22 protein-coding genes are annotated in these 23,617 nt (G+C 68.3%); 7 read left to right on the forward strand and 15 right to left on the reverse strand.

The features are described from left to right. Positions 1-5: 5 nt before the first annotated feature. From B7L05_RS01520 to B7L05_RS01560, 9 genes are all read right to left on the reverse strand, one after another. Positions 6-1,028, reverse strand: coding sequence for a FemAB family XrtA/PEP-CTERM system-associated protein (locus B7L05_RS01520; protein WP_085808462.1), 1,023 nt, complete (start codon positions 1,026-1,028; stop codon positions 6-8). After that, the gene (locus B7L05_RS01525) at positions 1,025-1,897 is read right to left on the reverse strand and encodes an XrtA system polysaccharide deacetylase (RefSeq protein ID WP_256926560.1); all 873 of its coding nucleotides are present in this window, start codon (positions 1,895-1,897) and stop codon (positions 1,025-1,027) included. The genes B7L05_RS01520 and B7L05_RS01525 overlap by 4 nt, the downstream gene beginning before the upstream one ends. Before the next feature lies 1 nt (position 1,898). Further along, complete coding sequence (locus B7L05_RS01530) at positions 1,899-2,987, reverse strand: ExeA family protein (RefSeq protein ID WP_085808463.1); 1,089 nt, start codon at positions 2,985-2,987, stop codon at positions 1,899-1,901. A gap of 12 nt (positions 2,988-2,999) precedes the next feature. Beyond that, positions 3,000-4,637: a hypothetical protein gene (locus tag B7L05_RS01535; RefSeq protein ID WP_256926561.1), complete on the reverse strand. Its 1,638-nt coding sequence runs from the start codon at positions 4,635-4,637 to the stop codon at positions 3,000-3,002. Between the two features lies 1 nt (position 4,638). Further along, the gene (locus B7L05_RS01540) at positions 4,639-5,766 is read right to left on the reverse strand and encodes an AAA family ATPase (RefSeq protein ID WP_256926562.1); all 1,128 of its coding nucleotides are present in this window, start codon (positions 5,764-5,766) and stop codon (positions 4,639-4,641) included. Next, on the reverse strand, positions 5,763-7,280 hold the full coding sequence (locus B7L05_RS01545; protein ID WP_085808464.1) for an XrtA system polysaccharide chain length determinant: 1,518 nt from the start codon (positions 7,278-7,280) through the stop codon (positions 5,763-5,765). The genes B7L05_RS01540 and B7L05_RS01545 overlap by 4 nt, the downstream gene beginning before the upstream one ends. Positions 7,281-7,290: 10 nt before the next feature. Continuing rightward, positions 7,291-7,938 (reverse strand): XrtA/PEP-CTERM system exopolysaccharide export protein, encoded by a 648-nt coding sequence (locus B7L05_RS01550; RefSeq protein ID WP_085808465.1) that lies wholly within the window; start codon positions 7,936-7,938, stop codon positions 7,291-7,293. A 102-nt stretch (positions 7,939-8,040) separates the two neighbouring features. Then, positions 8,041-9,270: a pyridoxal-dependent decarboxylase, exosortase A system-associated gene (locus B7L05_RS01555; protein WP_085808466.1), complete on the reverse strand. Its 1,230-nt coding sequence runs from the start codon at positions 9,268-9,270 to the stop codon at positions 8,041-8,043. After that, positions 9,267-10,766, reverse strand: coding sequence for an AMP-binding protein (locus tag B7L05_RS01560; protein WP_085808510.1), 1,500 nt, complete (start codon positions 10,764-10,766; stop codon positions 9,267-9,269). The genes B7L05_RS01555 and B7L05_RS01560 overlap by 4 nt, the downstream gene beginning before the upstream one ends. 81 nt (positions 10,767-10,847) lie before the next feature. On the opposite strand from B7L05_RS01560, the gene B7L05_RS01565 reads away from it, so the two are divergent. The 3 genes from B7L05_RS01565 (at position 10,848) to B7L05_RS01575 (ending at position 12,566) form a co-directional block, all read left to right on the forward strand. Continuing rightward, positions 10,848-11,120, forward strand: coding sequence for an acyl carrier protein (locus B7L05_RS01565; protein WP_085808467.1), 273 nt, complete (start codon positions 10,848-10,850; stop codon positions 11,118-11,120). Between the two features lie 67 nt (positions 11,121-11,187). After that, a complete protein-coding gene (locus B7L05_RS01570) occupies positions 11,188-11,787 on the forward strand; it encodes a hypothetical protein (protein ID WP_085808468.1) in 600 nt (199 codons plus the stop codon). Then, positions 11,784-12,566, forward strand: a complete 783-nt coding sequence (locus B7L05_RS01575) for a hydrolase 1, exosortase A system-associated (RefSeq protein ID WP_085808511.1) — start codon at positions 11,784-11,786, stop codon at positions 12,564-12,566. The genes B7L05_RS01570 and B7L05_RS01575 overlap by 4 nt, the downstream gene beginning before the upstream one ends. A gap of 2 nt (positions 12,567-12,568) precedes the next feature. Here B7L05_RS01575 and B7L05_RS01580 read toward each other — a convergent pair whose 3' ends face one another. After that, complete coding sequence (locus B7L05_RS01580) at positions 12,569-14,098, reverse strand: S10 family peptidase (RefSeq protein ID WP_085808469.1); 1,530 nt, start codon at positions 14,096-14,098, stop codon at positions 12,569-12,571. 114 nt (positions 14,099-14,212) lie between these two features. After that, positions 14,213-15,181: a thioredoxin-disulfide reductase gene (gene trxB / locus B7L05_RS01585; protein ID WP_085808470.1), complete on the reverse strand. Its 969-nt coding sequence runs from the start codon at positions 15,179-15,181 to the stop codon at positions 14,213-14,215. A 78-nt stretch (positions 15,182-15,259) separates the two neighbouring features. On the opposite strand from trxB, the gene B7L05_RS01590 reads away from it, so the two are divergent. After that, positions 15,260-16,642, forward strand: coding sequence for a M17 family metallopeptidase (locus B7L05_RS01590; protein ID WP_085808471.1), 1,383 nt, complete (start codon positions 15,260-15,262; stop codon positions 16,640-16,642). Between the two features lie 107 nt (positions 16,643-16,749). On the opposite strand, the gene B7L05_RS01595 is transcribed toward B7L05_RS01590, so the two are convergent. From B7L05_RS01595 to B7L05_RS01605, 3 genes are all read right to left on the reverse strand, one after another. Beyond that, positions 16,750-17,106, reverse strand: coding sequence for a DUF6481 family protein (locus tag B7L05_RS01595; protein ID WP_085808472.1), 357 nt, complete (start codon positions 17,104-17,106; stop codon positions 16,750-16,752). A gap of 95 nt (positions 17,107-17,201) precedes the next feature. Next, complete coding sequence (locus B7L05_RS01600; RefSeq protein ID WP_085808473.1) at positions 17,202-17,474, reverse strand: DUF1488 family protein; 273 nt, start codon at positions 17,472-17,474, stop codon at positions 17,202-17,204. Positions 17,475-17,558: 84 nt separating this feature from the next. Further along, a complete protein-coding gene (locus tag B7L05_RS01605; RefSeq protein WP_085808474.1) occupies positions 17,559-17,828 on the reverse strand; it encodes a hypothetical protein in 270 nt (89 codons plus the stop codon). Between the two features lie 111 nt (positions 17,829-17,939). On the opposite strand from B7L05_RS01605, the gene B7L05_RS01610 reads away from it, so the two are divergent. Next, positions 17,940-18,917, forward strand: coding sequence for a rhodanese-related sulfurtransferase (locus B7L05_RS01610; RefSeq protein WP_085808475.1), 978 nt, complete (start codon positions 17,940-17,942; stop codon positions 18,915-18,917). A 9-nt stretch (positions 18,918-18,926) separates the two neighbouring features. Here B7L05_RS01610 and B7L05_RS01615 read toward each other — a convergent pair whose 3' ends face one another. Continuing rightward, a complete protein-coding gene (locus tag B7L05_RS01615; RefSeq protein ID WP_085808476.1) occupies positions 18,927-20,258 on the reverse strand; it encodes an MFS transporter in 1,332 nt (443 codons plus the stop codon). Positions 20,259-20,412: 154 nt separating this feature from the next. On the opposite strand from B7L05_RS01615, the gene cyoA reads away from it, so the two are divergent. Both cyoA and cyoB read left to right on the forward strand, forming a co-directional pair. After that, positions 20,413-21,606 (forward strand): ubiquinol oxidase subunit II, encoded by a 1,194-nt coding sequence (gene cyoA, locus B7L05_RS01620; RefSeq protein ID WP_085808477.1) that lies wholly within the window; start codon positions 20,413-20,415, stop codon positions 21,604-21,606. A gap of 15 nt (positions 21,607-21,621) precedes the next feature. Beyond that, a complete protein-coding gene (gene cyoB, locus B7L05_RS01625) occupies positions 21,622-23,616 on the forward strand; it encodes a cytochrome o ubiquinol oxidase subunit I (protein WP_085808478.1) in 1,995 nt (664 codons plus the stop codon). The last annotated feature ends 1 nt before the right edge of the window (position 23,617 follow it).

The following is a 23,617-nucleotide window of genomic DNA, read 5'->3' on the forward strand; positions in this document are numbered from 1 at the left end:
CTGCCTCAGCCGAGCCCGCGGCTGATCCACGGCCCCGCAAGCATCGCGATCGGCAGCGGCAGCTTCTTCCACGCGCGCACCATCAGTGCATACTTCGGATTGCGCGGGTCGACCTCGCGCATCGGGCCGCTCGACCATTTGGCATAGGCTAGCGGGACACCCTCGAACCCCCAATTCTTCTTGAAAGCCGCCGGCCCGCTGCCAACCTTTGAGCGGCCGAAATCGAACCGCGTGCAGCCGCGCGAGCGGGCGTGCGCCATCAGCGCGAAGTACATCCGGTCGTTGGCGCGCAAGGCCCGCGCCGCCTCGGTTCCCCCACCCCAATAGGGATAGACGGTGCCGTTGAGATAGAGGCTCAACACGCTCGCTACGGCGGAGCCGCGATGCCGCACGGTGAGGATGTCGGCATCCATCGTGTCGAGCGCACGGCGCAGCAGCCTGGGCGGAAACACCGGCGAGCCAAGGTTGCGCGTCGATTCGGCGTAGATACGGAAATGCTCGGCGGCGAGCTCGGCGCCCCCGATCACGACGTCGAGATCGTTCGCCAGCGCCTTGCGCACCTCGGCACGTTGCTTGCGCGGGATGGCGAGCAGTTCGGCCTCGTCGCTGGACGCGAGCGGGCGGGCGAAGCCGAGGCTTGTGTCACGATCGATCGTCCAGCCGTGCGGGGCGGGCCCGCCGCGCAGCTCGATCGAGGGGTAGCCGAGCGCGCGCGCCGCGGTGGCGAGCGGCTCGACACCTTCACCGAGAATACCGCCGCCGACCGCAAACGCGGACGACACCAGCCCCTTGCCGAACAGTGCGGATCGCATTTCGGTGAGCGGCAGATAGCCGACGATCCGCCCTCCCCGCTCCGCCACGAAAAAGCGCGCGCGCTGGCCGCAGCCGTGCTCGACGGCGCGCGTCCAGGCGGTGAGATGGAACGGTGTCGCATCGGGCCGCGCGCGGACGAAGGCGTCGATCGCGGCGTCCTCGTCGATCGCCTCGCGCACGACGAGATCCGCCGCGATCCGGCTATGCGCGTTCACCAGCGCCGCTCCCGCGCCGCGACGGCATCGACGCGCCCCCAGCTGTGGCGGCGGACGAGGCCGCGCAACTTGCCCGCCATCGCGCCCAGCCGGCTGTAGTGGCGCAGCTTCGAGCGCAGCGGTGCGGCGGCGACGCGCGGCTGACCAGGATCAACCTCCCACGGGTGGAAATAGAACATCCCGCCATGGCCGGCGGCATTCGCCTGGCGGACGGCGAGGTCGGTCAGCGCGGCGGGCAGCAGGCGGAAGAACCCGCCGCCGACTGCTAGCCGGCGACCAGCCAGCGCCGCAGTCGACACGGGAAGCTCGATGAGGTGACTGTCAGCGAGCGGACGCCAGGCGAAGCGCGGGCTCTCGCGCCAGCCGTAATGGTCGTGCGCGACCGGGGCGACGCTGGACGAGTAGTCGTAGCCGGCATCGGCAAGGACGCGATGTGCCCAAGGCGTTCGCATATCGATAGAGAAGCTCGGCGCGCGATAGCCGGTAACGGCGACGCCGCCCGCATCCTCGAGCGCGGTGCGCGCGCGCGCGAGATCGGCGCGGAAGGTGGCCACATCCATCGTGAAGACGCGCTGGTGGTCCCAGCCGTGGCTGGCGATCTCGTGCCCGGCCTCGACGATGCGGCGGATCAGCGCGGGGTGACGCGCCGCGACCCAGCCCAGCGTGAAGAAGGTGGCGCGCGTCCCCGTCTCGGCGAACAGGTCGATCACGCGGCCGGTGTTGGCCACGACGCGGCTCTCGAGCCGTTCCCAATCGGCCTTGTCGATCGTGCGCTCGAACGCGCCGACCTGGAACCATTCCTCGACGTCGACCGACATGCCGTTGACGATCGCCGCGTCGACCTCCGGCACCTTGAAGGGCGCGTTCATGTCACGCCGCGGCGCCGCGCACCGCTTCCAGCCCGCCACGCGGTGCCGGCGCCTCGCTCTCGACCCAGTCGACGAGCAGCGTCAGCACGCGGCGCAGCGCGACGTCCTGCTCCTCGATCCGCTTTTCGAGCGAGGCAATGCGATCGAGCACGGCGGGATCAAGCTGGGCCGGTTCAAGCTGGGCGGGCTCGGCGGCTTCCGCACGCATCTCGTCCTGCGCGACCGGCTCGGCATTGGGCACCGCTTTCATCACCGGCGCGGGCCGTACCACGTTGGGGAGGTCGCGCGCGGCATCGGCGCGTACCGTGTTGACGAGCGCAGCGTCGATCAGCGTCGCATCGGTGATCGCGGCGTGAAGCATCACGCGGTTCATCAGCTGATTGAGCCGGCGCGGCACGCCGCCGCTGGCGCGATAGAGCACCGGAAAGACGTTGTCGGCGAAATCGGGCGTGCCCTGCCACCCGGCGATGCGCAGCCGGTGGCCGACATATTCCGCGATCTCATCCGGGTTCATCGGATCGAGATGATGGATCGCGATCACGCGCTGGCGCAACTGCTCGAGCCGGTCGGAACCGTTGAGTCGCTCGCGGAACTCGGGCTGGCCGAGCAGGAAGATCTGCAGCAGCGCGCGCCCGCCGGCCTGGAAGTTCGACAGCATCCGCAGCTCTTCGAGCGCCGACACCGGCAACGCCTGCGCCTCGTCGACGATCAGCAGCGTGCGCCGCCCGGTGCGCGCGATGCCGTGCAGCCCGCGCTCGATCACCGTCAGCAGTTCGGCCTTGCTCTTGCCGGCGGGATCGACGTTGAGCCCGGTCGCCACGGTACGCAGCAGATCGTCCGCCTCGATCGCGGTCGAGACGATGTTGATCACCACCAGGTTGGCGGGATCGATTTGCGCCGTCACATGGCCGACCAGCGTCGTCTTGCCCGCGCCGATATCGCCGGTGATGACGATGAACCCCTCCCCTTGCGCGAGGCCATAGCCGAGATAGGCCATCGCCTTGCGGTGCGTTGCCGAATCGAACCAGTAGCGCGGGTCCGGCGTCAGCTGGAAGGGCCGATCGGTCAGCCCGAAATGTTCCTCGTACATGCCGAGTTTCCTTTAGAAGGTGTACCGCGCGCCGAGCAGCGCCTGTGCCGACCACTGGCTGTCGAAGCCCTCCTGGTCGAAGGTGTAGACACCGAGCGAGGCGACGGTACCGAGACGGCCGAACTGGTGGCTGTACGTGCCCGTCGCGCCTAGATTGAAGACGCCATCGGCGTCGTCGAGCCCGCTCTGATAATAGTTGCCGAAGAGATTGGCATCGACCTGCGACACGCGGCTCAACGCGCGCGACCAGAACAGCTGCGCGTAATAGCTCTCGTCGGTGACGCCATAGGCCACCGTGCCGGGCGCGAGCCGCGGCACGTTGAGGCGGCGATTGGCATAGCCCGCGCCGACGCCGTAGCTCGTCCGCCCGCGCGTGGTGGAAATGACGCCGTCGATCCCGCGCGCGCGATAGCTCGCGGTCGAGATCGACTGGAATACGTCGTTGAGACAGCCGCCGGCACCTGCGCCGCCCGCGCTCGTCCCGTTCGCGCCGGGACGACCGCCGAAGATGCAGCCGTTGAACTGCTGCCCGAACGGGTTGGCGCTGCCCTGGAACGAGGTGGGCAGATCGCGCACGCCGTCGCGCAGCTGGCGTCCGAACGTCTCGATCCCGTCGTACACCGCGACCTGGACGCCCGTATCGCGGTCCATCGCCCAGTTCAGCGTGCCGAAATAGGTCTCGCCGCCGTAGCGCCAGCCGGCGTTCGCGGTCAGCTCGAGCCGCGGCGACGGACGCCAGATGACGCCCGCGTCGTAGATCAGCCCGTCGGTATTGTAGGCGATGCGCTGCGGCGAGGCGGGATCGGTGACGAAGCGGCCGTTGCCGTCGAGCACCGGATCACCGTTGGCGTCGACCAGCGCGTCCTTCTGGCTGGCCTCGATCTTCTCGTATCCGACGCCGCCGCGCACCGCGACGGTGCGGCTGACGGGCAGCGTCACGTCGCCGCGCGCGTAATAGCCCTCATACTGCTGGTCGAGCTGGCCGGCATCCTCGCGTTCATAGGCGCCGCTGACGGTGACGCCGACCGGCAGCACCGTGCCCGCCGCAACACCGGCGGAAGCCTGCGCGATGAAGTTGGTCGAATCGTCGTAATAGTCGAGCCGGCGCTGCCCCGCGCCGATGCCGGTCGAGAACGGCGCCTCGGCCTTGGTATAGCCGCCGAACGCGGAGGCGGCGAGCTGGACGGGACCGGCGCTGCCCGACACGCTCGGGCCGGCATAGACCGAATAGACCTGCGTCACGTTGTCGACGTTGCCGACGAGATTGCCTGGCGCTGCGCCGCGGATGTCGGAGCGCGCGCGCGTCGCGATCGCGCCGCCCTCGATCGCAACACCCGGCGCGAGGCTGACCGATCCGCGGGCGAGCCCGGTGTGCACGTCGCTGTCGGCGATCCGGTCGTCCCAGTCGATCCGCCGCTCGTAACGGTAGCTGACCTGCGCTTCGGCACGCCGACCGGTGACGGCCGCGTCGATCCCCACCGCGATCTGCGAGTAGGTCACGACATCGTCGTTGGTCAGATCGGCGTCGATCACCTGCGTCAGTTCGATATAGGGCGCGACATACCGGTCGCGCGCATCGGCGGCATTGGCGGCGAGGATCATCGCCAGCCCGATGCCGCAGCCGAGCGCATTGCCCCATGGCCTCACCACGTCACTTCTCCTGACCGTAATAGCTGCCGAACCGGCCACCGCCGGGCTCGTAGGACACAGAATTGAGCACCAGGCTGATCCGCTCGCACCCGTCGAGCAGGTTCACCGCTTCGCGCACGTCGGCCTCCGTCGTGCGATCGGCGCGCACCACCAGCATCACTTGCCCGACGAGCAGCGCCAGCACCGAGGCCGGCGAGGCGGCGAGCGCGGGCGGCGTGTCGAACACGATCAGCCGATCGGGATTGGCGGCGAGCAGGCGATCGATGATGTCGCCGGTGCGCGCGCTGGCGAGCAACTCGGTATCGGCGTGCGTGCGCTTGCCGGCGGGCAGCAGCGACAGCTGCGGCACGTCGGTGCGTACGATGCACTCCTCGGGATCGATCGTCGGATCGCCGAGGATGTCGAGGAAGCCGGTCGAATCCGACAGGCCGAGCGAGGCCATGACGTCGGGCTTGGCGAAATCGCCGTCGACCAGGACGACTTCGACGTCGCGCTCCGCGGCGAGGCTGATCGCGAGGTTGATCGCGCAGAACGTCTTGCCGTCGCCCGGCTTGCCCGAACCGACCAAGATCGTGCGCGCTCGGTCACCCAGCGGCCCAGCGGCGATCGCCCGGGCGTTGAGTAGCAACTGGCGCTTCACCAGCCGGAATTCCTCGGCAAGCGCGCCGATCGGCGCGCCGGGGACGAGCATGCCCTTTTCCGCCAGCATCGTGCGATCGATGTGCGCGATGCCGAGTGGCAGGATCTCGCCCTCGGTCTCCGGCTCTGCGCCGGCGCGCAGCTCGGGCGGGATTGCTGCGAGCGTGGCAGCGGCTTCGGGCGAAAGCCGCTCGGCGCCCAGCGGCGGCGGCGGCGCGGCGTGGATGAGATCGAGCGTCAGGTCGAGCGCGTGATCGTCCGCCGGGGCGTCGATCACCGGCGCCTTGGCAACCGCCTCGCTGTCCCGCGCGGCGGGCGCCGCGACAGTCTGCTGGGCCGACGTCACGGTGTGATGATCTTGCCACGGCATGTCGGGCGCGTCCGCCGGCGCGGGCGCTACGTCGCGGCGGCGCAGGTGCGCACCGAAATCGTAGACCTTGGCGGCGCGCTCGATGAGCGATTCGTCGTGGCGCTTGGTGGCGTGCGTCATGCCGCTAGACCCCGCTGGAGCATTTCGACGCCGAGCAGCGCCACGTAACCGACGCCGAGCGCGCCCAGACCGCCGGCGAACCACGTCAGCCGCTTGCGCCGCTGTTCGGCCTGATGACGCGTCAGCATCTCGCCGATCGAGCCGATCACCGGCATGCCCGACGCCTTTTCCAGCCGCTGCGCGGTCGGGAAGGTCGCTTGCAGCTGCCCCATCGCGAACGCCGCGCCGAGCCCGCCGAGCAGCCCGACGATCAGCACGCCGGTGAGCAGTAGCGGACGGTTCGGTGCGGTCGGCGTGCGCGGCTGCGTCGGCGGATCGATGACGCTGAAGCGCACCGCGTCGGTCTGCGTCTGCGCCTGGCTGCGCAGGCTCGTCTGTTCACGCTGCGCGAGCAGGCGATCGTACTGATCCTTGAGTACGGTGAAGTTGCGTTCGATCTCGCCCTGCTGCGCGGCGACTTCAGGATCCTCGTTTAGCTTCGCGTTGAGCGTATCGAAATCGCCCTGCAGCTGCTGCTTGCGCATGCGCAGCGCGGCAACTGCCGCCTGCCGATCGGCAAGCATCGACTGGAGCGAGAGATACGCCGGGTTGGGCGTGCCGCCGCCGCCCGCGCCGAGCGGCTCGCCGCGCGCGGCACCCTGCGCCTGCGCGAGTTGCACCTTCAGCGCCACGACGTCGGGGTGATTTTCGGTGTAGCCGCGGCCGCGCGCGTCGGCGAGCTGGCCCTGGATCGCCGCGACGCGTGCGCGCGCCGGGCCGACACCGGGCGCGATCCCCGCCCCAGCGATCGTCTGCGGCGTACCGGCGAGCTGCCCCTGCAGTGCCGCGAGACTCGAGCTCGCCGCGGCGAGATCGCCGTCGACCTGGCTCATCTGCGCGCGGGCGGCGCCGATCCGGTCGCTGACCGATCCGGTGCCCGGCAGCGAGCCGAGGTAGCGGTTCTGGAAATCGGCGCGCTTCGCCTCGGCGTCCTGCAGCTTGCCGCCGAGCTCCTTCAACTGCCCGTCGAGGAACTGCAGCGTCTGCGTGCTCTGCGTGCGATCATCGGAGAGGTTGGTCTCAACGAAGATGTCGATCAGCTTCTGCGTGATGCTGGTGGCGAGCTTGGGCGTTGCCGCGGTGGTGACGATCTCGAACAGATTGTCCTGCTGCGCGGTGATCTTGATCGAATTCTGCAGGCCGGCGACTCGATCGGCGACGTCGCGATCGGTCGACACCGATTTCGCGAGGTCGGTGCCGCGCACCACCTTTTCCAGGTTCACCGCCGACGTCAGCGTCTGGCGCACGGTATCGACGTCGCGCTGCTGCTCGCCGATCTGGCTGCCGTCGGTGCCCGGCGGAAGGATCGAGCGCATTTGCACGAACACGCGCGCGCGGCTCTCGTACTTGCTCGGCATCTGACTGACGACCAGCCAGCCGAGCACGCAGATCGCCCAGGCGACGGCCAGTGCCAGCCAGCGCCTGGTCCAGATCGCGTGCAGCGCGAGCCTGATTTCTCCGAAGAGCCCGTTCACGCCGGCGGCCTCAGAACATGCTCTCGGGGATGATGATCACGTCGCCCGGCTCCAGCCGGACGTTCGCGCTCGAATCGCCGTTTTTGAGCAGGCGGTTGATGTTGAGATTGTATTCGCGCTGCTTGCCCGTCGCGCGGTCGTAGCGGACGAGGCGCGCGCGGTTGCCAGCGGCATATTCGTTGAGCCCGCCGACCGCGATCATCGCGTCGAGCAGCGTCATGTTCGCGCGGTACGGCAGCGAGGCGGGCTTCTCGGTTGCGCCGACGATGCGCACCTGCTGGCTGTACGTGCCCGAGAAGCTGTCGACGATGACGCTGACGATCGGGTCCTTGATATACTCGCGCAGCGCAAGCTTCATGTCGTCTGCCAGCATCGCCGGGGTCTTGCCGACCGCCGGCATGTCGTTGACCAGCGGCGTGGTGATGCGGCCATCGGGGCGCACCTGCACCTTCGACGACAGTTCGGGATTGCGCCAGACGAAGATCTGCAGCGAATCGAGCGGGCCGATGACATATTCCTCGCCCGGCTGCTCCTTGCTCGCGACGAACGCCGCGGGCGGCAGCTCGGCGCCGGCGCTACGGCCGTTCATGCAGCCGGAAAGAGCGGTCGACGCCAGCGTTGCTGCCAGCAAAGCCTTCGAACCACGCGGGAAACGCATCGCAAAAACCTCCGTCGGCGCGTTGGGGACCGGCGTCGGGGAAACTGGCCCGAACCGGTTGCGCTTAGGATCGGCTATGCGGGGAAGAGGTGAAGATAGCGTTTAGGACGCCGTAGCGAGGACCTCGGCCGGCGCGGGATGGCCGAGGAACGCCGCCGGGCTGGCGGTCGCACCATAGGCGCCGGCGAGGAAGATCGCGATGATGTCCCCGACATCCGCCGGCGGCAGCGCTACCCGGTCGGCAAGTCGGTCGAGCGGGGTGCACAGGCAGCCGACCACCGAGACGGCATCGCTCGCCGGCTCGCTCAGCCGGTGCGCGATCGCGACCGGATAGTTGCGCCGCACCACCGTGCCGAAATTGCCGCTGGCGGCGAGCTGATGATGCATGCCGCCGTCGACGACGAGGAACGTCTCCCCACGGCTCTCCTTACGGTCGACGATCCGCGTCAGATACACGCCGCACTCGCCGACCAGCCAGCGGCCGAGCTCGATCGCGTAGCCTGCGCCGGACGCCGTCAGCGGAGACGCGGCTATCCGCTCTGCCAGCGCGGCGCCGATCCGATCGATCGCGACCGGCACGTCACCGGGGAAATAGGGAATGCCGAATCCGCCGCCGAGATTGACGAGCGGCGGCACGTGCCCGGCTTCGTCGGACAATCGCTCGGCGAGCGCGAGCGTTGCGGCCTGCGTTTCGACTAGCGCCTCGGTGTCGAGCGCCTGGCTGCCGGCGAAGATGTGGAAGCCGCGCCACTCGGCGCCCGCCCCGACGATCGCGCGGACCAGCCCCGCCGCGCGTTCCGAATCGACGCCGAAGGGGGATGGGCGGCCGCCCATCTTCATCCCCGAACCCTTGAGCTCGATATCGGGATTGACGCGGATCGCGAGCTGCGGCGTTCGTCCGACACGCGTTCCGATCGCGAGCGCGCGGCGCGCTTCCCCCTCCGATTCGACGTTGAGCGTCGCGCCGGCGATGATCGCGGCTTCGAGCTCGGCGTCGCGCTTGCCCGGGCCGGCGAAGCTGATCGTCGCCGCCGGTTTCACGGCCTGCGCCTTCGCGAGCTCGCCGGCGGACGCCACGTCGAGCCCATCGACGAGCGGCGCGATCGCGGCGAGCAGCGGCGCGAAGGGATTGGCCTTGATCGCGTAATGCAGGTCAATGCCGGGGAAGGCCGCGCGAAACGCGGCGATCTTCTGCGCGACGATCGCGGGATCATAGACGAACAGCGGCGATCCGTGCGCCGCGACCCACGTGTCGGCGGTTTGGCCGCCGATCGTCAACATGCCCGTCTGCGCCGCGAACGGCGGTGGCACCGGCCCGAACGGCTTGCTCATGACATCTCCTCGGCTCGTATCGCGGCGGCGATGCCGGCGCGGTCCAGTTTGCCGTTGGCGTTGCGCGGCAGATCGTCGCGCCACGCGATCCGCGCGGGCTGCATGAAGTTGGGCAGATCGCGCTTCAGCCGGTCGCGCAGCGCGGGCTCGGCAGCCGCGTCGCCGCGGGCGACGACGACGATCGCCTGCCCCAGCCGCGCGTCGGGCACGCCGACAGCCACCGCTTCGGCTGCCTCACCACCGGCGACCACCGCCTCCTCGATCTCGCCTGGGCTGATGCGGTTGCCGGCGGACTTGATCATCTCGTCGTCGCGCCCGACGAAGCGCAGCAGCCCGGCTTCGTCGGCAACTGCCGTGTCGCCCGACCATACGGCGGTGCCGCCGAAGCGCGAGAAGGCAGGCGCTGGGCGAAACCGTGCCGCCGTGCGCGCAGGGTCGCGCCAATAGCCCTGCGCAACGAGCGGCCCGGCGTGGACCAGCTCGCCCGGCTCACCGGCGTCGGCCGGCCTTCCATCGAGCCGTACGAGCATGATCTCTGCGTGCGGGATCGCGCAGCCGATCGACTCGGGATGCGCGTCGACGAGCGCGGGCGGCAGATAAGTTGACCGGAACGCCTCGGTCAGGCCGTACATCGGATAGAGATCCGCCGCTGGGAAGCGTTCGCGCAGCGCGCGCACCATCCGCACCGTCAGCGCGCCACCCGAATTGGTCAGCCGCCGCAGCGCGTGCCGCGCTATCTCTGGCCACTCCGCTTCAAGCAATTGCACCCACAAGGGCGGCACGCCGGCAAGCGTCGTCGCGCAGGTGCGCTCGACCGCCTTGATGACGTCGCGCGCGGTTAAATAATCGAGCGGCGCGACGCACGCGCCCGCCGCCCACGTCGAGAACAGCTGGTTCTGCCCGTAATCGAAGCTGAGCGGCAGGACGCCAAGGACGACGTCGTGCGGCTCGAGCGCGAGGTAATGCGCGACGCTGTTCGCGCCGAGCCAAAGGTTCGCGTGGCTCAGCATCACGCCCTTCGACCGGCCAGTCGATCCCGAAGTGTAGAGGATCGCCGCCAGCGCCTGCGGATCGGCGGATGACGGCGGCAGCGCGTCCCCCTCCCCGGCCGCGGTGACGATCGCCGCATCGCCGCGGTCACCCGCCTCGAGCGTCGCCGCGCGCGCCTCCTGCGTCAGCAGCAGGCGCGCGCCACTGTCGGCCAGGATATGCCCGACCTGCGCGCGCTTGAGCAGCGGATTGATCGGCACGTGAACGAGGCCCGCGCGCGGCGCGGCGAGCGGCATCAGACACGCCTCGCGCGTCTTGGGCAGCCAGGTGGCGACACGGTCGCCTGCCGCGAACCCCTGCCCCGCCAGCCAGCCCGCGAGCTGCGCGACCCTCGCTTCTACCTCAGTATAGGTCATCGTCCCCGCGCGATCGTGCAGTGCCGGTGCATCCGGGCGGCCGGCGAGGACGTGGTCAATCGGCTGGGGAACGGGATCGAGCGGGACCATCGCGCGCGTCATAGCGCCGGGGCGTTGCGGAATTCATCCCCCCGGCCTATCGCGCCGCAACAAAATTCGCGGGGGGCGCCAGTGATTCCGGATAGCAAGACCGAAGTCGACGCGACGGTTCGCGCCGTGCTCAAGGACGTTCTCGGGCTATCGGACGCGCAGGTCGCCGCCTTCGACGATACCACGCCGCTGTTCGGCGCGCTGCCCGAACTCGATTCGATGGCCGTGGCCGGCGTGCTGACCGAGATCGAGGATCGCCTCGGCATCGTGATCGACGACGACGAAGTCGATGGCGAGATGCTCGAGACGTTCGGTGCGCTCACCACCTTCGCCGCGACCAAGGCGCTGTTGTAAGCCGATGACGCGAGCCGCGGACCGGTTACGGATTACGCGGTACGGATGGGCGAGCGGGAGCGAGGCGATGCTGCGCTTCGGCGACGACACAGACAGAACCGTCGTCATCGCGCTGCCGCTGTTCGAAGAAGCCAACCGCACACGGGCGGCGTTCGTCGACGTCGCGCGCCGACTGGCCGCGCGCGGGATCGCCGCCGCGCTGCCCGACCTTCCCGGCACCGGCGAGAGTGAGCTGCCGACGAGCGCGGCAACGCTGGCGATGTGGCGGACCGCCTTCGCCGCCGCCTGCGCGCAGGTCTCAGGCGACATCTATGTCGTCGCGTGCCGCGGCGGCGCGTTGGTCGACGCGGACGCCGATGCGGCCGGCCGCTGGTATCTCGCGCCGCAATCGGGCGACGCCGTGCGGCGCGAGCTAACGCGACTGCGTCAGGCGGGCGGCGGGGAGGATTTCGGCGGCAACCACCTGTCGCCTGCGTTACTCAACGGCCTCGCTGGACAGGAGCCGTCGATCACCGGCCGACTCCGCGTCGTCCGGCTGGACAGCGATCCGCACGCCGCTGACCGTAAGCTCGCTGGCCCGCCGCTGTGGCGCGCGAGCGAGCCGGGCGGCGATGCCGGGCTGCAGGCCGCCATCGCCGACGACGTCGCAACGTGGATCGGCGCGTGACGGCGCGGCGGATCATCGCCTTCGACTGCGAAGGGGATACGCTGGTCGGGTCGCTCGACGCGGGCGCAGCCGCGACCGGGCTGCTGATCGTATCGGGCGGGAACGAGATTCGTGCCGGCGCGCATCGCGGCATGGCGCTGCTCGCGGCGCGGCTGTCAGCGGATGGCGTGCCGGTGTTCCGGTACGATCGCCGCGGCGTTGGGGATTCGGCTGGTCTGAACCGCGGCTACACCGCCGCGCGCGATGATCTCCTCGCTGCGGTCGCCGCATTTCGCGCTGCGCAACCCACCGTCACGCGCATCGTCGGCTTCGGCAATTGTGACGCAGCGACGACGCTCGCCTGGTGGGGGCGCGACGCCGGGCTCGCGGCGGTCGTGCTCGCCAATCCGTTCACCGTGCCCCCCGCGGACGATCTGCCCCCCGCCGCAGCAATCCGCGCGCACTATGCCGCGCGGCTACGCGATCCGGCGGCCTGGTGGCGCATCGCGCGCCGCGGCGTCTCGCTAAGCAAGCTGACCCGCGGGCTCGCCCGCCTCGCCGTGCCAAAGCGAACGCCGGCGCTGGCCGATCGCACGCTGGCCACGATCGCCGGCTGGGGGGCGGATGCCACGATCGTGCTCGCCCGGCACGATGCGACCGCGATCGCTTACGCCGATGCCGCGCGCCGCGCCGGGATCGCGCCGCACACGGTGACGATCGACACCGGATCGCACAGCTTCGCACGCGCCGGCGACGCGGCGGCGCTCGAAGCGGCGATCCGGGCCGCTATCCAGCGCTAAGCTCAGCGTGCGCGGATGAAGCTGCGGATATCGCTCGACAGCTTGCGCAGATCCTCGTCGCGCACGTACATCATGTGCCCGGCGTGATACCAATGCCAGCTGATCCGCCCGTCGTTCGGAATACCCGTGCGGTTCAGCGAATATTCCGCACCGAAGAATGGCGTCGCGAAATCATAGTATCCCTGACCGACGAATACGCGCAGCCCGCTGTTCTCGCGCAGCGCGCGGCCGATATAGGGCGCAACGTTGAGATAGCCCTCGCCGCCGCGCGGCCCGCCGATCTTCCAGTCCCAGTCGCGCACGCCACCGATCGAGGAGTAGGTCAGGTCGGGCGAATAGTTGAGGAACTCGCGCGAATGCTGGTTCATCGCCGCAGTATAGGCGCCATCGATCGCGTAGAAGCTGGGATCGTTGTCGGGCTCCTCGCCCGCATCGTCGTAATCCTTGCCGAGATAGCGCGTATCGAGCCGGCCGATCGTCTGCCCGCGGTCGCGCAGCAGCTCCTTGTAGAAGCGGCCGGGCGACAGGCGCAGATCGGCGCGCGCGAGATACTCCTGCGATACGCCGGTAAAGCGGGACAGCTGCGGCAGTACCTGCTGGCGCTCGGCCGCGGTCAGCGCGTTGCCCTTGAGCAGCGCGGTCGCATAGGGCCCGATCGCGAACGCCTTCGCCTCCGCGACGAACTCCTCGACGGTTGCGGGGCGGTTTGCCACCTTGTTGTGGTACCAGGCAGTCGCCGCCATCGACGGCAGGTTGGTGACGTAGCCGAGCTCGTTGCCGGGCGAATCCGCCGCCGCGCTGAAATCGAGGATCGACGAGATTAGCAGGATGCCGTTGATCGAAACGTCGGTGAAGCCTGCGCCTTCCAGCTCGTTGATCACCGCCGCCGAGCGCGTGGTGCCGTAACTCTCGCCGCCGATGAACTTGGGCGCGTTCCACCGCCCGTTGGCGTTGAGCCACAGCCGGATGAACTCGGCCATCGATTTGGCGTCCTTGGTGACGCCCCAATAGTCCTTGGGATCCTTCGTCCCCAGCGCGCGGCTGAACCCGGTGCCGACGGGATCGATGAACACGATGTCCGTGACGTCGAGCAGTGAATCGGGATTGTCGACGATCGGATAGGGCGGCGCGCCATCGTCGCGCGCGTCCGACGGGATGACCACCCGGCGCGGGCCGAACGCGCCCATGTGCAGCCACAGCGAGCCCGAGCCTGGGCCGCCGTTCCAGAGGAAGGTCACCGGCCGCTTGGGATCGACCGGCCCTTCCTTGATGTAGCTGTACGACGTGATCGACGCGAGCGGCTTGCCATCCTTGTCCTTGAGGTACGTGTCGCCCGCGATCGCCCGATAGTTGATCCGCGTGCCGCCAAAGGTGCCGCTATGCCGGGTCACCGAAACGGTCGGCGGCGGGATCGCAGCGTCGTCAGCCTTGGCGGCAGCCTTGCCCTCCGCCTTGCCGTCTGGCTTCTCCTGCGCCGCGATCGGCATCGCCAGCAACGCGGCGCCCAGCGCCAGCGCGATACGGAACTTCATCGAACACGCTCCCCCTGATCGGCGCGCCGGCTCTGCTCCGTCACGCCGCTTCGTTCTGATATCTCAAGAGGAAAAGTGACGCGCCCGGTCAAGCCCGCGACGACGAAAAGACGTTTATTCCGCTGCTTCGGCGAGCTTCTCGAAATCCGCCTCGGCAAGGAAGCGCTCGGCATCGAGCGCCGCCATGCAGCCGGTTCCTGCCGCGGTCACCGCCTGGCGATAGGTCTTGTCCATCACATCACCGCACGCGAACACGCCGGGGATGCTGGTGCGCGTCGAGCCGGTCTCGACCTTGATATAATGATCCTCGTCGAGCGCGAGGTGCCCGCGGAACAGCTCGGTCGCAGGATGGTGGCCAATCGCGACGAACCCGCCATCAACGTCGAGCCGGCTGTGCTCGCCGGTCCGCGTATCCTCCAGATCGAGCGCGACGAGCCCGGCGTTGCCGCCACCGTCGACGAACTCGCGCACTTCCTTGTTCCACAGCACGGTGATGTTGGGGTGCGCGAACAACCGTTCCTGCAGGATGCGCTCGGCACGCAGGCTATCGCGGCGGTGGATCAGCGTCACATCGTCCGAATGGTTGGTGAGATACAGCGCTTCCTCAACCGCGGTGTTGCCGCCACCGATCACCGCTACCTTCTTGCCGCGATAGAAGAAGCCGTCACACGTCGCGCAGGCGGAAACGCCCTTGCCCTTCATCGCGTCCTCGCTGGCAAGCCCGAGCCACTTGGCCTGTGCGCCCGTCGCGATCACCAGCACCTCGCCCTCGTACACGTCACCGCTGTCGCCGGTCAGGCGGAACGGGCGGCGCGTCAGGTCGACATCGACGACGGTGTCCCACATCATCGTCGTGCCGACATGCTCGGCCTGCTTCTGCATCTGCTCCATCAGCCAGGGGCCTTGGATGACGTCCGCGAAGCCGGGATAATTCTCGACGTCGGTGGTCGTCATCAGCTGCCCGCCGGGCTGTATGCCCTGGACGAGGATCGGCTTCATCCCTGCGCGCGCGCCGTAGATGGCGGCGGAAAGCCCCGCCGGGCCGGAGCCGAGGATCAGCATGCGAGTCGAATGTGTCGTCATGGGCTGCGATGTAGGATGCGCGACGGAACAAGGGAACCGTGCGTTGCGCGGGCGGACAAGTCCTGCTTTGCTGAAGCGATGACGGACTTTTCCAGCCTGCTCGCCGCGGATCGCGGCCAGCCCGCCCGCACGATCCACGTCGTCCATCCCGATCGTTTCACGGACTGGCTCGCGTGCCAACCCGAACGCACGCGTACCGCCGTTGCGGCGAACAAGGTCGTCGGCAAGCCGGGCAATCGCGCGATCCTGCCCGGCGACGCGGCGGACGACTGGGCGATTCTGCTGGTCTGCAACGAGGATGCGTCGTCGCCGTGGCGGATCGCCTCGCTCGGCGACGGGCTGCCGGCGGGCACGTACCGGCTGGCGGACGGCGAGCCGGGCGCGGCGATGCTCGGCTGGTGTCTCGCGCAGCACCGCTTCACGCGCTACCGCAAGAGCGAGCCGCAGGGGCCGCGCGTGCTGCTGACGGGCGAGCCCGCGCGGATCGACGAGACCGTCCGGCTGGCGAACGCAACCGCGCAGGTGCGCGACCTCGTCGATACCGGCGCGTCGGATCTGGGGCCGGCGGAGCTTGAGGCGATCGTCGAGGCGCTGGGCAGGACGCACGGCGCGCGCGTCACCGTGACGCGCGGTGACGCGCTCGCCGAAGGCTATCCGATGATCCACGCGGTGGGGCAGGCTGCGGTGAAGGATCGTGCGCCGCGGCTGGTCGAGCTCGAATGGGGCGATGCGGCGCATCCGCGCGTCGCGCTGGTCGGCAAGGGCGTGTGCTTCGATTCGGGCGGGCTCGACATCAAGCCGTCGGCGGGGATGCGGCTGATGAAGAAGGACATGGGCGGCGCGGCGCACATGATCGCGCTCGCCGGGCTCGTAATGGCGGCGGGGCTAAAGCTGCGGCTTCACCTGCTGATCCCCGCGGTCGAAAATGCGATCGCCGGCAACGCCTTTCGCCCTGGCGACGTGCTGAACACGCGCGCGGGGCTGACGGTGGAAAACACCAACACCGACGCGGAGGGGCGGCTCATCCTCGGCGACGCGCTGACCAAGGCGGCGGAAAGGACGCCCGAGCTGATTCTCGATTTCGCGACGCTAACGGGGGCGGCACGTGTCGCGCTCGGCCCCGACCTGCCGCCGCTATTCGCGAACGACGATGCGCTGGCGGCGGAGTTCCTCGCCGCCGGAGTCGAGGCACACGATCCGCTGTGGCGTCTGCCGTTGTGGGACGGATACGACGACATGCTGAAGTCGGACATCGCCGACCTCGTCAACGCCCCCGACGGCGGCTTCGCCGGCGCGGTGACCGCGGCGCTGTTCCTGCGGCGCTTCGTGCCCGACGACATCGCCTGGGCGCACGTAGACACCTTCGCGTGGCGACCGGCGGCGAAGCCCGGGCGGCCGAAGGGTGGCGAGGCGCTCGGGCTTCGCGCAGCCTGGGGCCTGCTGCGCCAGCGCTACGGCTGAGCGCGCCGCGGTCCGTCTGGTAATCGGCAGGGCCAAGGCTCCCGCCGAAGGAGGAAGTTTTTAGCGATTGACCGTGCGAGCCACTGTGGACCCGTCGGCTATAGCGGCTACTTGCGCGCCTTGCGGGCGGCGTAGCGCGCATCGCGCGCTGCCTTCATTTCCTCGGGCGTCGACGGCTTCAACCGCTTCGCCTTGAGCGCCGCTGCCGCCTCGGCCTCGGCCTTTGCCGCCGCCTTGGCGGCCGCCTTCTCGGCGCGCTCGGCCTTCTGCGCCGCGATCGCTTCTGCGCGGGCGGCGCGCTGTTCGGCCTCGGCCTGCTCGCGCGCCTCCTGCTTCAGCCGCCGCTGCTCAAGCACCGCCTTGTCGACCGGCGGCTTCGTCTTCAGCTTCTCCAGGGCCTTTTGCCTGGCGTTCGCAGCAGCGTCGGCACGGTCTTGAAAGGTCGGGTTTTTGAATGCAGCCACGAATGATCCTAGTTTGCGTCAAATGGTCGGGGGCGATCTATGCTGCGCCTGCGTCGGTTGCAACCTCGCCTGCGGCAGCGGTCCGTCGCTTGTGCTTACTCCAGATCATTCTCGCTGACGATAATTGGGTTGGCGTCCGAATTGCGCGATAGCGCGGACAGCGCAGCTTCGGATACCGAGTCGATGAAGCGGTTGAACATGTCGACCGCGTCGCCATCGGGGCGGTCGCCGCTCAACGCCTCGAGCAGGTCGTACTGCACGACGAAATCATAGTCGTCGCCGTCGACGTCGGCAGTGAACTCGACCTGCTCGGCATCGATATTGTCGAGGATGGTGCTGTCGTCGATCTCGATCTGGCTGGCAGCCATGCAATGCAATCCTTTTTTTCGTGTGTCGCCGCTAGAAGCCGCATGACACGCTGCGGTTCCCACGACGCGGCGGTCGCGCGGCTTTCAATCCGGCAGGCGCGCCGCGAGATCGCCGATCGCCTCGCCGACGAAGCGGTCGAGCGCAACCTCGCCGTTGAGCGCGACCGGACGCTCGAGCGCGAGCACGGCATCGTGCTTCATCGTCGCATCGAGCTGCTGCCACGCGCGCACCGCCGCCTCCAGGTTGGTCACCTCGGGCACGTGCTCGCCGCCACGCGTCACATCCTCGAGCGATGCGCTCATCTTCCAGTCGATCGAGGGAACGTTCGCATCGCCCCACACAGCTTCTGCCATGGTCCGTCATCCTTGCTGTCGTCGCCGGTCAACCGCCCTCCCCCCGGTCTTGGTTCCCGCGCCTCGCGCACCGGCCTTGGACGCCCGGCGGGGAATCGCTAGATCGGCGCGATGCCCGCACCGCCCGTATCCGGCCCGATCCGCGTCACCGCTTTGTACCAATTCGCCGCCTTCGACGATCCTGCGGCACTGCGCGCGCCGCTGGAGGAGACGTGTCGCGCAGCCGGTGTCCGCGGCACGCTGCTGCTCGCGCGTGAGGGAGTGAACGGAACGATCGCAGGGCCGCCGGCGGGGATCGACGCAGTGCTGGAGAAGGTGCGTGCCCTGCCAGGCTGCGCCGACATGCCGGTGAAGGACGCTTTTACCGATGCGATGCCGTTCCACCGCCTCAAGGTGCGGCTGAAGCAGGAAATCGTGTCGATGGGCGAGCCCGACATCGATCCCGCGCGGCATGCCGGCACCTATGTCCCGCCGGCCGAGTGGAATGCACTGATCGCACGGCCGGACACGATCGTGATCGATACGCGCAACGATTACGAGGTGGCGATCGGCACCTTCCCCGGCGCGATCAATCCCGGCACGCGCAGCTTCCGCGACTTTCCGGTCTGGTTCCGCGCCAATCGAGACGCGCTGCTGGCGGACGGCGTTACCAAGGTGGCTATGTTCTGCACCGGCGGCATCCGCTGCGAGAAGTCCACCGCCTTCCTCAAGCGCGAGGGGGTGGAGGATGTGTTCCACCTCGAAGGCGGTATCCTGAACTATCTCGAAACGGTGCCGGCCGCCGACAGCCGCTGGGACGGCGAGTGTTTCGTCTTCGACGAGCGGGTCGCGGTCGGCCACGATCTGGCGCCCGGCACGCACGCGCTGTGTCGCGCCTGCCGCATGCCCGTAAGCCCGGCCGATCGCGCCTCGTCACTGTTCGAGGAGGGGGTCAGCTGCCCGCGCTGCCACGATACGCGCGACGCAACGCAGCGGCAGGGCTACGCCGAGCGGCATCGCCAAGTCCGTCTCGCCGAAGCGCGCGGGCAGCGCCACGTCGGCGAGCGGCAGGCGGTCGAGCGTGGCGCCGCCGAGCCGCAGGACGGGTGAGCGCGACCGCTACGCCGCCTTGCGCGCCCATTCCTTGTTGATCGCCAGCGCGCCCAGCGTGCACACCGCGCCCGACAGCAGATAGACGCCGACCGACCAGAGGCCAAAGCGGCTGGCGACGAACAGCGCGACGAGCGGCGCGAAGCCGGCACCGAGCAGCCACGCCGAATTGGCGACGATCGCGGCGCCGGTGTAGCGCGTCTCGGCCGGGAAGGCGCTGTTCACCACGCCCGACGACTGGCCGAAGGCGAGGCCGAGCAGGACGAAGCCGCCGAGCATGTAGATCGCCTCGCCCAGCCCACCCGAGTCGAGCAGCCGCGGCGCGAAGCCGCTGTACACCGCGATCATCACCGCCGACACACCGAGCACCGCGCGCCGCCCGACGCGATCGGCGATCAGCCCCGAGGCGAGGATCGACAGGATGCCGACCACCGCGCCCGCCGCCTCGATCCCGAGGAAGCGGACCGGATCTTCCTTCGCGAACAGCGTCACCCACGACAGCGGAAAGACGGTGACGAGGTGGAACAGCGCGAAGCTGGCGAGCGGCGCCAGTGCGCCGAGCAGGATCTTGCGCCATTCGCGGAACAGCGTCGCGAAGGCCGGCGACGGCTGCAGCTCGCGGCTCTCGAACAGGCGGGTGAATTCGGGCGTGGCGACGAGCCGCAGCCGCGCGAACAGCGCGACGACGTTGATCGCGAGCACGACGAAGAACGGGTAGCGCCAGCCCCAGCTGAGGAAATCCTGCGGCGACAGGATCGTCAGGAAGTAAGCGAACAACGCCACTGCGAGCAGCAGCCCCAGCGGCGCGCCGAGCTGCGGGATCATCGCATACCAGCCGCGCTTCTCCTCCGGCGCATTGAGCGACAACAGCGACGGCAGCCCGTCCCATGCCCCGCCCAGCGCCATGCCCTGGCCGAAACGGAACAGCCCTAGGAGGATCGCCGACAGCGTGCCGACCTGCGCGTAACTGGGCAGCAGCGCGATCGCCATGGTCGATCCGCCGAGCAGGAACAGCGCCAGCACCAGCTTGGTCCCGCGCCCGTGCACCCGGTCGATCCACATAAACAGCAGCGTCCCGAACGGGCGCCCGATGAACGCCAGCGCGAAGACAGCGAAGGCGTAGAGCGTGCCCGTCAGAGCGTCGACGTAGGGGAATACCAGCTTCGGGAAGACCAGCACCGAAGCAAGCGCGTAGACGAAGAAATCGAAGAATTCGGACGTTCGCCCGATGATCACACCGATCGCAATCTCGCCGGGAGCGATCTTCTTCTCGCGCGCGTTGACGAGCCGCGCGTCGCGTTCGGCCGCATGGGAGCCAGGTGCCAGTGTCGAAGCGGTCATGCAATCAAGCTCCTACGGCACCACCCGCCGCAACGGTTTCCGGTCGGCCCGTACACGGACCTTTCGCCCTTTCCCTTTGCCGATCCTACACCGGCGAAGGGATTGGACAAATTGTCCAATGGGGCGCCAACGGATCAGCGTCTAAGAGGCTCCCATGCGCGACCATCCGCCCCTGATGCGCCGGGAACAGCGCCCGCTTCTGCGCCGCATCCGCCTGCCCCTGCTGCTGCCGCTGTTGGCGCTCGCCACTGCGTGCTCGGGCGCGGTGCTCGATCCGGCGGGCGACGTCGCGCTGCAGCAACGTAACCTCATCTACATCTCGACCGCGCTGATGCTGCTCATCATCGTGCCGGTGCTGATCCTGACAGTCGTCTTCGCGTGGCGCTATCGCCAGGGCAACAAGGACGCGACCTACGATCCGCATTTCGACCATTCGACGACGCTCGAGCTCGTCATCTGGTCCGCGCCGCTGCTGATCATCATCGCATTGGGCGCGCTCACTTGGTCGAGCACCCACCTGCTCGATCCGTTCCGCCCGCTTAACCGCCTCTCCGCCACCAAGGCCGCCGTGCCCAACGACAAGCCGCTGCGCGTTCAGGTGGTGTCGCTCGACTGGAAATGGCTGTTCATTTACCCCGAACTCGGCATCGCTACGGTCAACGAACTCGCGCTGCCCGTCGACCGGCAGGTTCGCTTCGACATGACGTCGAGCAACATGATGAACACCTTCTACGCGCCGACGATGGCGGGGATGGTCTACACCATGCCCGGCATGCGCAGCACGCTGCACGCGGTGCTCAACAAGCCCGGTACGTACGAGGGCATGTCCGCCAACTATAGCGGCGCGGGCTTCTCCTACATGCGCTTCGCGCTGCGCGGCCTCGACCAGGCCGGCTTCGATCGCTGGGTGGCCGGCGTCCGCGGACGCGGCGGGGCGCTGAGCACCGCCAACTATCTGAAGCTCGAACGGCCGAGCGAGCGCGTGCCTGCGATGCATTTCGCCCGGGTGCAGCCCGATCTGTTCCGCCGGATCTTCGAGCGCTGCGTCGCGCCGGGCACGCCGTGCATGAGCGAGACGATGGCGCGCGACCGCGCCGCCGGCGGCGGCGACCCGCATGCGATGCAGATGGGCGAAGGCATGCCCGCGGGGCGCGGCTCGATGCCGCGCAGCAAGCCGGAGGGTGCGCTGATGAAGGACACCGACGAGATCGAGACCGCGCCCAACGTCGGCAAGCCGCGCCAGCCGGGCGCACCCGGCGCCACCGATCCAGCCTCCAGTCGCAACCGCGACATGACCAACCTTCTCCTGCCGACCGCGCCGGGCACCCCCGCCGCGGCGCGCGGCTGAGCCGCCGGAGCTTCCATGTTCAACGAGACCATCCTGAAGACGATCTTCGGCCGGCTCAGCCTCGAATCCTTTCCGATTCACGAGCCGATCCTGCTCGTCACCTTTGCCGGTGTCGTGCTGCTCGGCACGGGCATCCTCTTTGCGGTCACCAAATATCGCCTGTGGGGCTGGCTGTGGACCGAATGGTTCACCAGCGTCGATCACAAGAAGATCGGCATCATGTACATGATACTCGGCATCATCATGCTGCTGCGCGGCTTTGCCGACGCGGTCATGATGCGCACGCAGCAGGCGATCAGCTTTGGCGCGAGCGAAGGGTATCTCAACGCGCACCATTATGATCAGGTGTTCACCGCGCACGGCACGATCATGATCTTCTTTGTCGCGATCCCGCTGATCGTCGGCATCATCAACTACGTAATGCCGCTGCAGATCGGTGCGCGCGACGTCGCCTTCCCGTTCCTCAACAACCTAAGCTTCTGGCTGACCGTGGCGGGCGCGCTGCTCGTGATGGTCTCGCTGTTCGTCGGCGAGTTCAGCCGTGCGGGCTGGCTCAACTACGTTCCGGTATCGAACCTCGCGAACAGCCCCGACGTCGGACCCGACTATTACCTATGGGCGCTGCAGATCGCGGGCATCGGCACCACGCTGTCGGGCATCAACATGGTGGTTACGATCATCAAGATGCGCGCGCCCGGCATGACGATGATGAAGATGCCGGTATTCGTATGGACGGCGCTGTGCAGCAACGTGCTGGTGATCGCGATCTTCCCGATCCTCACCGCCGCCTTCGCGATGCTGATGCTCGACCGCTACGTTGGCACCAATTTCTTCACCAATGATCTCGGCGGCAACCCGATGATGTACTGGAACCTGGTGTGGATCTGGGGCCATCCGGAGGTGTACGTCCTGATCTTGCCAGTGTTCGGCATGTATTCCGAGATCACGTCGACGTTCACCGGCAAGCGGCTGTTCGGCTATACCTCGATGGTCTACGCCACCGTCGTTATCACGATCCTGTCGTTCCTGGTGTGGCTGCACCATTTCTTCACGATGGGATCGGGCGCGAGCGTCAACAGCTTCTTCGGTATCGCGACGATGGTGATCTCGATCCCGACGGGGGCGAAGATCTTCAACTGGCTGTTCACCATGTATCGCGGGCAGATCCGCTTCGAGCTGCCGATGCGCTGGGTCGTCGCTTTCCTGCTCACCTTCACCGTGGGCGGCATGACCGGCGTGCTGCTGGCGGTGCCGCCGGCGGATTTCGTGCTGCACAATTCGCTGTTCCTCGTCGCGCACTTCCACAACGTGATCATCGGCGGCGTCGTGTTCGGGCTGTTCGCGGCGATCGATTACTGGTTCCCGAAGGCGTTCGGCTTCAAGCTCGACCCGTTCTGGGGCAAGGTTCACTTCTGGGGGTGGGTGATCGGTTACTGGGTGGCGTGGACGCCGATGTACGTCGCGGGGCTGATGGGCGTCACGCGCCGCGTGCGGCACCTCGACGATGCGACGCTTCAGCCGCTGTTCGTCATCGCCGCGATCGGTGTCGCGATCATCGCGGTCGGCATCGCCGGCTTCCTGATCCAGTTGTATGTCAGCATCCGCGATCGCGAGCGGCTGCGCGACACGACGGGTGATCCGTGGAACGGCCGCACGCTCGAATGGGCGACGAGCTCGCCGCCGCCTGCGTACAATTTCGCCTTCACCCCCGTCGTCCACGAACTCGACGCATGGCACGACATGAAGGACCGCGGCAGCAAGGTGCCCGACAGCGGCTATCAGCCGATCCACATGCCGCGCAACACGGGCGTCGGCGTGATCCTGTCGGCGCTAGCGCTCGCACTCGGTTTCGGCATGGTATGGTATATTTGGTGGCTCGCGGCGGTCAGCTTCGTCGGCATGGTCGTGGTGACGATTGCGCACACCTTCAACTACGACCGTGACTATTACATTCCGGCCGACGAGGTCGAGAAGACCGAGCGCGCCGCCGCCGCGCTGGCGGGAGCGTGAT

The organism is Sphingomonas sp. TZW2008 (assembly GCF_002117915.1).
GTDB lineage: Bacteria > Pseudomonadota > Alphaproteobacteria > Sphingomonadales > Sphingomonadaceae > Sphingomonas.

Coding starts and splice junctions, on each gene's coding strand:
- B7L05_RS01560 (WP_085808510.1), bottom strand. CDS start 10,766: ATGGTCCCGCTCGATCCCGTTCCCCAGCCGATTGACCACGTCCTCGCC.
- B7L05_RS01570 (WP_085808468.1), top strand. CDS start 11,188: ATGCTGCGCTTCGGCGACGACACAGACAGAACCGTCGTCATCGCGCTG.
- trxB (WP_085808470.1), bottom strand. CDS start 15,181: ATGACGACACATTCGACTCGCATGCTGATCCTCGGCTCCGGCCCGGCG.
- B7L05_RS01590 (WP_085808471.1), top strand. CDS start 15,260: ATGACGGACTTTTCCAGCCTGCTCGCCGCGGATCGCGGCCAGCCCGCC.
- cyoA (WP_085808477.1), top strand. CDS start 20,413: ATGCGCGACCATCCGCCCCTGATGCGCCGGGAACAGCGCCCGCTTCTG.
- B7L05_RS01530 (WP_085808463.1), bottom strand. CDS start 2,987: ATGTACGAGGAACATTTCGGGCTGACCGATCGGCCCTTCCAGCTGACG.
- B7L05_RS01615 (WP_085808476.1), bottom strand. CDS start 20,258: ATGACCGCTTCGACACTGGCACCTGGCTCCCATGCGGCCGAACGCGAC.
- B7L05_RS01605 (WP_085808474.1), bottom strand. CDS start 17,828: ATGGCAGAAGCTGTGTGGGGCGATGCGAACGTTCCCTCGATCGACTGG.
- B7L05_RS01610 (WP_085808475.1), top strand. CDS start 17,940: ATGCCCGCACCGCCCGTATCCGGCCCGATCCGCGTCACCGCTTTGTAC.
- B7L05_RS01525 (WP_256926560.1), bottom strand. CDS start 1,897: ATGAACGCGCCCTTCAAGGTGCCGGAGGTCGACGCGGCGATCGTCAAC.
- cyoB (WP_085808478.1), top strand. CDS start 21,622: ATGTTCAACGAGACCATCCTGAAGACGATCTTCGGCCGGCTCAGCCTC.
- B7L05_RS01580 (WP_085808469.1), bottom strand. CDS start 14,098: ATGAAGTTCCGTATCGCGCTGGCGCTGGGCGCCGCGTTGCTGGCGATG.
- B7L05_RS01555 (WP_085808466.1), bottom strand. CDS start 9,270: ATGAGCAAGCCGTTCGGGCCGGTGCCACCGCCGTTCGCGGCGCAGACG.
- B7L05_RS01550 (WP_085808465.1), bottom strand. CDS start 7,938: ATGCGTTTCCCGCGTGGTTCGAAGGCTTTGCTGGCAGCAACGCTGGCG.
- B7L05_RS01600 (WP_085808473.1), bottom strand. CDS start 17,474: ATGGCTGCCAGCCAGATCGAGATCGACGACAGCACCATCCTCGACAAT.
- B7L05_RS01540 (WP_256926562.1), bottom strand. CDS start 5,766: ATGACGCACGCCACCAAGCGCCACGACGAATCGCTCATCGAGCGCGCC.